Origin of the sequence: Lentzea sp., from assembly GCF_036380075.1 — a bacterium.
GTDB lineage: Bacteria > Actinomycetota > Actinomycetes > Mycobacteriales > Pseudonocardiaceae > Lentzea.
The window spans coordinates 1-6,956 of the sequence record NZ_DASVFL010000246.1; the positions used below are offsets into that span (position 1 = coordinate 1).

General features: G+C 71.4%; 9 protein-coding genes. 1 reads left to right on the plus strand and 8 read right to left on the minus strand.

Going from position 1 to position 6,956, the window contains the following annotated elements; translation table 11 throughout:
- The 8 genes from VF330_RS27035 to VF330_RS27070 form a co-directional block, all read right to left on the minus strand.
- Positions 1 to 86: LysR family transcriptional regulator (locus VF330_RS27035; RefSeq protein WP_330854497.1), on the minus strand; the 86-nt coding region annotated here is incomplete at its 3' end.
- Between the two features lie 159 nt (positions 87 to 245).
- Positions 246 to 812: a TetR/AcrR family transcriptional regulator gene (locus VF330_RS27040; RefSeq protein ID WP_330854489.1), complete on the minus strand. Its 567-nt coding sequence runs from the start codon at positions 810 to 812 to the stop codon at positions 246 to 248.
- A 54-nt stretch (positions 813 to 866) separates the two neighbouring features.
- On the minus strand, positions 867 to 1,823 hold the full coding sequence (locus tag VF330_RS27045; protein ID WP_330854490.1) for a PDR/VanB family oxidoreductase: 957 nt from the start codon (positions 1,821 to 1,823) through the stop codon (positions 867 to 869).
- A gap of 14 nt (positions 1,824 to 1,837) precedes the next feature.
- The gene (locus VF330_RS27050; RefSeq protein ID WP_330854491.1) at positions 1,838 to 2,569 is read right to left on the minus strand and encodes an SDR family NAD(P)-dependent oxidoreductase; all 732 of its coding nucleotides are present in this window, start codon (positions 2,567 to 2,569) and stop codon (positions 1,838 to 1,840) included.
- Positions 2,566 to 3,087, minus strand: a complete 522-nt coding sequence (locus VF330_RS27055; protein WP_330854492.1) for an aromatic-ring-hydroxylating dioxygenase subunit beta — start codon at positions 3,085 to 3,087, stop codon at positions 2,566 to 2,568. The genes VF330_RS27050 and VF330_RS27055 overlap by 4 nt, the downstream gene beginning before the upstream one ends.
- Positions 3,080 to 4,351, minus strand: coding sequence for an aromatic ring-hydroxylating dioxygenase subunit alpha (locus VF330_RS27060; RefSeq protein WP_330854493.1), 1,272 nt, complete (start codon positions 4,349 to 4,351; stop codon positions 3,080 to 3,082). The genes VF330_RS27055 and VF330_RS27060 overlap by 8 nt, the downstream gene beginning before the upstream one ends.
- 17 nt (positions 4,352 to 4,368) lie before the next feature.
- Entirely contained in the window at positions 4,369 to 4,749 is a 381-nt protein-coding gene (locus tag VF330_RS27065; RefSeq protein WP_330854494.1) for a hypothetical protein, read from the minus strand.
- A 28-nt stretch (positions 4,750 to 4,777) separates the two neighbouring features.
- The gene (locus VF330_RS27070; RefSeq protein ID WP_330854495.1) at positions 4,778 to 5,911 is read right to left on the minus strand and encodes an acyl-CoA dehydrogenase family protein; all 1,134 of its coding nucleotides are present in this window, start codon (positions 5,909 to 5,911) and stop codon (positions 4,778 to 4,780) included.
- Between the two features lie 128 nt (positions 5,912 to 6,039).
- Here VF330_RS27070 and VF330_RS27075 point away from each other — a divergent pair.
- On the plus strand, positions 6,040 to 6,956 hold a 917-nt coding region (locus tag VF330_RS27075; protein ID WP_330854496.1), incomplete at its 3' end, for a PAS domain S-box protein.

Sequence of the window (6,956 nt, forward strand, 5' to 3'; positions counted from 1 at the left end):
TGCGCCACGTGCAGCAGCTCCGCGGCCCTGCCGAAGTGGCAGGTCTCCGCGACGGTGGCGAAGTAACGCAGGTGGCGCAGCTCCATGGCGGGAACCTCCGAGTGCGGGCCGGTCGGCTTACGGTAAGGACGGCGATTAAGACAGCACAAATACTCATTCAGGCGTCATTGATAAGTGCCACTGATCAATCGGGCTGGACGAGGACGTGCGGCGACGCCGGTCGTCCACTGCGGAGGTGCGGCGGATCAGCTCCGGACGCGCTCGGCCGCGTAGCTCGCGAGCAGCGCGCGCAACGCCTTGACCGCGCGCTCGGTCCGCGCGTCGTCGCCGAACGCGGTCTGGTGGAACACCAGGCCGTCGAGCGTCATGAAGATGAGCTCGGCGAACGCGTAGTCGTCGATGCCGTTGCGCACCAGCTCGCGGTGCACGGCGGCGCGGTAGATGTCGTTGACCCGCTCCATCGCCGGGAGCAGCTCGCGCCGGCGGCGGGCCTCGAGGGTGATCTCGTACTGGAACGCCTGCGCGTCCGGGTCCGCGGCGACCAGCGACACGATGCCGGTCGCGAACTCGGTGAACCCCGGCACGTCCGACGCCAGCTCGGCGCCGTCGACGCTGCGCTCCACGCAGAACGCGAGCGCCTCCTCGACGAGCGTGTTCCAGTCGCCGAAGTGGTAGCGCACCGAACCGTGGCTGACCCCGGCCTCGGCGGCGACCGAGCGGTAGGTGAGGCCGCGCAGGCCCTGGGTCGCGACGATCCGGATCGCGGCTTCGAGCAGCGCCTGCCGCCCGGTCCCGTACGCCACGCCCGCCATCGCGCCCCTTCTCCCCGCTCACCGGGAAGTCTAGCGGCGCACACCGCGGTGTCCTCAGTACAACTCGATCACCAGCCTGTCGGTCAGCGCTCTCGACACACACAGCGCCATCTGGTCGCCGGCGGCCTTGTCGCTCGCGGACAGGCAGTTGTCCCGGTGGTCGGGCGTGCCCTCCAGCACCCCGGAGACGCACGAGCCGCAGATGCCCTCCTCGCACGACCGGAACACGTCGATCCCGTTGGCGGTCAGCACCGACAGGATCGACCGGTCCGCCGGCACGTCGAACACCTCACCGGTGTCGAGCTCGACGGTGAACGGCCGGTCGGCACTGGTGTCGACCGCGGCGGGGGTGAAGTGCTCGACGTGCACGTGCGTGTCACCGACGACCGGGGCGAGCACCTCGATGACCTGGTCCATGAACGGCTGCGGGCCGCACGTGTAGGCGTGGGACGCCGTCGTGAGGCCGGTGCCGACCTTCTCCAGAACGGTGCGCTGGTCTTCGGGGTCGAGTCCGAAGTGCAGGTGCACGCGGTCGCGCAACCCCTCGTGCGACTCCAGCAGAGCGACGAACGCGGCGTCGGCCCGGCCGCGCGCGAAGTAGTGCAGCGTGAAGTCGGCGCCGTCCGCGAGCAGCCGGTAGGCCATGCTCAGCAACGGCGTGACGCCGATGCCGCCCGCGAGCAGCACGTGCCGGTCGGCGCCGGCCGCGACGCGCAGCAAGGTGCGCGGCCCGCCGATCTCCAGCACGTCACCGGCGGCCACGGTGTGCAGCGCGGCCGATCCTCCGCGGGAGGCCGCTTCGAGCTTGACCGCGATGAGCACGGACGTGGTGTCGTCCGGTGGGCCGCACAGCGAGTACTGCCGGACCACCCCGGTCGGGCCGGTGACGTCGACGTGCGCACCGGCTTCGTAGGGCTCGAACGGTGAGCCGTCCACGCGGACCAGCCGCAGCGTCCTGATGAACGGCGTCTCCTCGGTCACGTCCGCGACGCGGACCAGGGTGGTGGGCATCTTCGCGTCCCTTCTCAGCGCAGGTACAGGCCGCCGTTGGCGTCCCAGCAGGCGCCCGTGACGGAGGCGGCGTCCGCGGAGGCGAGCAGCGCCACCATCCGGGCCACGAACGCGGGGTCGCCGAGCCGTCCGACGGGGATGGTCCTCGTGTACTCGTCGAGCCGGTCCTCGCCGACGATCGACCGCACCACCGGGCTGTCCTGGGGGCCGGGCGAGACGGCGTTGACCGTCACGCCGTGCGGTGCGAGCTCGCGGGCGAAGACCTTCGTGGCGGTCAGCACGGCGCCCTTGGACGAGGCGTAGTGCCCGCCGGTGGCCGTGCCGCCGTTCTGCCCCGCGAGCGAGGCCATGTTCACGATCCGGCCGTAGCCCTGGCGGGCGAAGTGCGTGCCGAAGACCTGGCAGGCGGTGAACGTGCCGGTGAAGTTGACCGCCATGACCGCGGCGAGCTCGTCGGCCGTGATCTCCAGCAACGGGATCGACCGGGTGCGTGCCGCGTTGTTCACGAGCACGTGCACCCCACCGAAGTCGCGGACGACGTCGTCCTTGAGCCGCCGCAACGCCTCCGGGTCGCTGACGTCGACGCCGTAGCCGCGGGCGTCACCCAGCTCGCCGGCGAGCTTCGTCGCCGCTTCGGCGTCCAGGTCGGCGACGGCGACGCAGAACCCGTCGGCGTGCAGCCTGCGCACGATGAGCTCGCCGAGGCCGTGCGCGCCGCCGGTGACGACGGCCGTGTACGGGCTCACAGCAGGAACCCCGCCGCCGGAACGGCTTCCTCGCTGTCGACGAGCCGCACGACCTTCTGCACGATCAGGTCGGAGCCGGGACCGTCCGGGGAGAGCCGGATCCGGTGCAGCAGGTCCGCCGCCCAGAGGTCGTGGTGGCCGCGCTTGTACGCGACGAGAATCTGGGCGGACCGCAGCACGACCTCGTCGTCGCTGACGGCCCGGGGCACGAACCCCGTCACGGTGCGGATCGTGCGGGCGGCGTCGACCGCGGCGATCGCGTAGCCCTCGATCATGCGGGTGACCCGCATCCGCCGCATGCGCGCGTCGTCGTAGACCATGTTCAACGACCCGGCGAAGTCCTCTGTGGACGGGTCGACGGGGATCACGTAGATCGCATCGTCGGCGTAGAGGGCGTTCCAGTCGACGTAGGCCTTGCGGTCGAGCAGCTCGGCCTCGCGCCAGACGAGTTCCACGGCCCTGACCACGCGCGGGTCGGTCGTCGGCACCGGGGCGGTCAGCATTGTCGGCTCAGTCATCGCTCATCAGCTCCTTCCACTTGCCGTACGCGGCGCGCATGCCGGTCTCGTCGGTGACGTGCGAGGTCGGCCAGCCCTCCGCGCTCGGCTTCTCCCTGGCCAGCCCGCGGTTGACCATGATCGGCATCCCGGGGTCGGCCTGGGCGCCGCGCTGCACGCGGTCCCAGCCCTCGGCGTCGTCGGGCGTGCCGAACCCGAACGGGCCCTGGAAGTGCTCGTGCACGCGCAGCCGTTCCCGGTTGACCGCCTCGACCTCGGGCGGCCCGTCCGGGCCGATCGCGACGTGCTCGATCCACGTCTCGTCGACCGAGATCGGCCGCAGCACCCGGAAGAACGCGGCCGACATCGACACGTTCGGGAACAGGTTGAGGTTGAAGCCGGTGCCGTGCATGGCGCGGATCAGCTTGCGCACCTGTGCCGCGTCGAGGGTCTGCGACAGCTCCTCGACGAGGTGGCGGAAGCGGCCCTGCAACGGCTCGGTGCCGTCGTCGGCGTCGAGGTCGGAGTGCTCGGGCACCATCTGCATGACGCTGTGCCCGTTGCCGAGGTCGTGCGTGACCGCCGTCGGGTCGGTCATGAACGACATCATGTCGGCGGTCTCGGCGTCGACCGAGGCCATCCAGGACCGGTGCACGATCGGGAAGTGGTAGCCGTCGGTCGTGTTCTCCAGCTGGATCTTCCAGTTGCCGCGGAACTTGAACCGGTGCCGGCCCAGCACCTTGACCGGGTAGCCGCCGCCCTGCGCCATGAACCGGTCGATCCACAGCCGGACGTCGCCGAGGAACTCCTCCAGCGGCACGGCGTCGGCGTCGAACGTCGCGAAGACCATGCTGCCGTAGGACTCCGTGCGCAGCTTGCGCAACGACAGCTCGGACTTGTCGACGACGCCCTCGTAGCCGTCCGGGTACGGGATGCCGCGCAGCTTGCCGTCGAGGCCGTAGGACCAGGCGTGGTACGGGCAGGTGAAGCCGTTGGCCTCGCCCTGCGGCTTCTCGCAGATGCTCGCGCCGCGGTGGCGGCAGCGGTTGAGCATGGTGTGCAGGACGCCCTTGCGGTCACGGGTGACGATGACCGGCTGCCTGCCGACGTGGGTGGACTTGAAGGTGCCCGGCCGGGGCAGCTCGCTCTCGTGCGCCACCCACACCCAGGTGCGTTCGAAGATCCGGGTCATCTCCTGCTCGAAGATCTCCGGGTCGGTGTAGAGGCGGCCGGCGACCCGGTCGCCGGCGACGAGGCCGGCCGGGTTCGAGGTGGTCTCGGTCATCGGGGTCTCCTGCCTGCTCAGTCGGGGAGGTCGACGTCGTCGCGGACGGTCAGCGCCCTGCCGAGGCGGGCCTCGACCTTGGCGAAGCGCCAAAGCCGGGCGTCGCCGCCGCCGACCGGGGTGGTGCGGAAGAGGTTGCAGGCCGCCTTGACGGTGTCCTGGCCGTCGGCGTCGGCGAGGACGTAGCAGGTCCACGGCCACCCGTCGGACGGACCGACCATGTGCGAGTCGTCGTCGAAGTCGCCGATGAACGTGATGCCCGGCAACGCTTTGAGCGCGTCCATCATGGACACGGTCGCCTGCCACACGTCGCCGGCGGTGAGGCCGTCCGCGGGCAGGTCGAAGAAGTTCTGGTTGATGCCGATGCAGAACAGCACCCGAAGTGGCTGTGCGGTCACGGGAACGCTCCTGGTCTCTCGGGCCGGCTCAGCGGAATCCGGGCGTGGTCGGCGGAAGTCCCATGAGGACGGCGCCGGCGGCGTCGTAGATCGCGGGGCCGAGGAAGGCGTGCTGCCTGGGCACCAGGGCGTCGCCCTGCAGCACCCGCAACGGGTGGGCGGTGTGGATGGGCGCCGTGCCGGAGAGCTCGACCAGCCGGTCGACCACGTCCGAGGCGGTCTTCGCGAGGTGTGCCGACGCGAGCCGCAGCCGGGCGCTGTGCTCGTCGCTGGCCTCGTCCCCGGCCAGGACGGTCTCCCACACCTCGTGGCTGAGCTCGTAGAACCAGGCCCGCGCCGACCGCAGCGCGGCCTCGGCCTGCGCGACGCCGGTCCGGTAGTAGGCGCGGTCGGCGAGCTTCGGGGCGCCGGTGACACCCGCGTAGCCGGCCCCGGTCCGCACGGCGTGGTCGAGCGCGGCACGGGCGACCCCGGCGCCGACGACGGCGAGGACCTGCGCCGCGTAGGCGATCGTCGGGTACCGGTAGAGCGGCTCGTCGACGGTCGGCGTGCCGCCGCGGATGAACGTCCACTCGCGCGGCACCTCGACGTCGCGGACGACCAGGTCGAACGACCCGGTGCCGCGCATGCCGACGACGTCCCACTCCCGCACGATCTCGGCCTGGTCCGGCCGCAGCAGCGCGGTGCGGGGCTTGCCGCCGCTGTCGGCGTCACCGGGCAGGCCGACGCCGAGCAGGTCCGCGCCCATGCACCCGCTCGCGAACTTCCACCGGCCGTTCACGAGGAAACCGGCGTCGGTCGGGGTGGCGGGCTGGACCGGGAACAGGGCACCGGCGAACGCGACGTCCGGTCCGTCCCGGTAGATCTCCGCCTGCGTCTCCACGGGGAGCGCGGCGAGGTAGACGAGCGCGGAACCGAAGCTCGCCACCCACCCCGTGGAGCCGTCGACGGCCGAGATCCGCTCGATCCGGTCGAGGAACTCGGCGGGCGGCAGCGGCTCACCGCCGAACTTGGCGGGCGTGGCCGCCCGGTAGACGCCGGCCTGCTTGAGCCGGGCGACGAAGTCCCTCGGGACGAACCGCTGCTCGCCGAACTCGGTCCTGCGGTCCGCCAGCTCGGCGAGCACCTCGTCGAACGTGGCGGCGCTGTCGGTGTTCCCCATCTGCGCTCCTCCTGCCTGGATGTCTCCGAAGCTAGGAAGCGCGGCGGTGCGGCGAAATCGGTATTGCCCCTGCGGCCGTAGGGGATTCCTTCAGTGCGGCACCGCTGAGCCGGCCTTACGCTGACGCCGTGGAAGTCGACCCGCGTTCGCCCGAGCTGGCCGAGAACGACTTCGTGGCGATGATGAACGCCGTCCGGCTGTGCGTGCTGCTGCACGACGCCGGGACGAAGCGGATCCTGTGGGCCAACCCCGCCGCCTGCGAGATGCTGGAGTGGGACGTCGCCGAGCTGCGCCCGCTGACGGCGAGCGACATGAGCAGCTCCGCCCAGCAGTACGACCGCGTCCTCGGCCGCGCCTGGCTCCAGGTGGCCGCCGAACGCGGCACGAACCGCGTGGAGTGGCACTACCGCAGCAGGTCCGGGCGGATCATCCCCACCGACGCGCTCGCGGTGCGCGTCGAGCTGGCGCAGGGGCCGGCGGTCATGGTGCAGTTCCGCGACATCGAACGCGAGCAGGAGATCGAGCGGCAGCTGAGGCTCACGACGTCGTGGGTCGACGCCTTGGCGCACCACACCTCCGCCATCGCGCTGATGCTCGACCCCTCGGGCGAGGTCCGGTTCGCGACCGACACCGCCGTCGCCGTGCTGAGCGCGGACGCGGAGAAGCCGTTGGGGCGGTTGAGCGACCACGGCCTGGTGCGGGTCGACGGGCGAGCGTCCACATGGGACGAAGTCGTGCAAAAGGCCGACCCGGTCACGGCGGTGCAGCTGGAGGTCTCCGGCCGCGACGGGCCGGTGTGGCTGGAAGGCAGCGTAGAACGGCTGAAGGTGGTCGACGGCGAGGCGTTGCTGATGCTGCTGCACGACGTCTCCGACCGCGTGCAGGACGAGGTCCGCCGGGAGCGCGAGCTGAGCCGGGAGAACCACCTCGCGCGCTACACCGCCATGGGGGACATGGCGATGGCGATCGCGCACGAGCTGGGCCAGCCGCTCGCGGCCGCCGGCAACTTCCTGGCCGGCGTGCGGTCCGGTGTGCGGGACGAGCG

Excerpts from the sequence above, each read along its gene's own strand:
- VF330_RS27055 (WP_330854492.1), bottom strand. The coding sequence starts at position 3,087 with ATGACTGAGCCGACAATGCTGACCGCCCCGGTGCCGACGACCGACCCG.
- VF330_RS27060 (WP_330854493.1), bottom strand. The coding sequence starts at position 4,351 with ATGACCGAGACCACCTCGAACCCGGCCGGCCTCGTCGCCGGCGACCGG.
- VF330_RS27070 (WP_330854495.1), bottom strand. The coding sequence starts at position 5,911 with ATGGGGAACACCGACAGCGCCGCCACGTTCGACGAGGTGCTCGCCGAG.
- VF330_RS27045 (WP_330854490.1), bottom strand. The coding sequence starts at position 1,823 with ATGCCCACCACCCTGGTCCGCGTCGCGGACGTGACCGAGGAGACGCCG.
- VF330_RS27040 (WP_330854489.1), bottom strand. The coding sequence starts at position 812 with ATGGCGGGCGTGGCGTACGGGACCGGGCGGCAGGCGCTGCTCGAAGCC.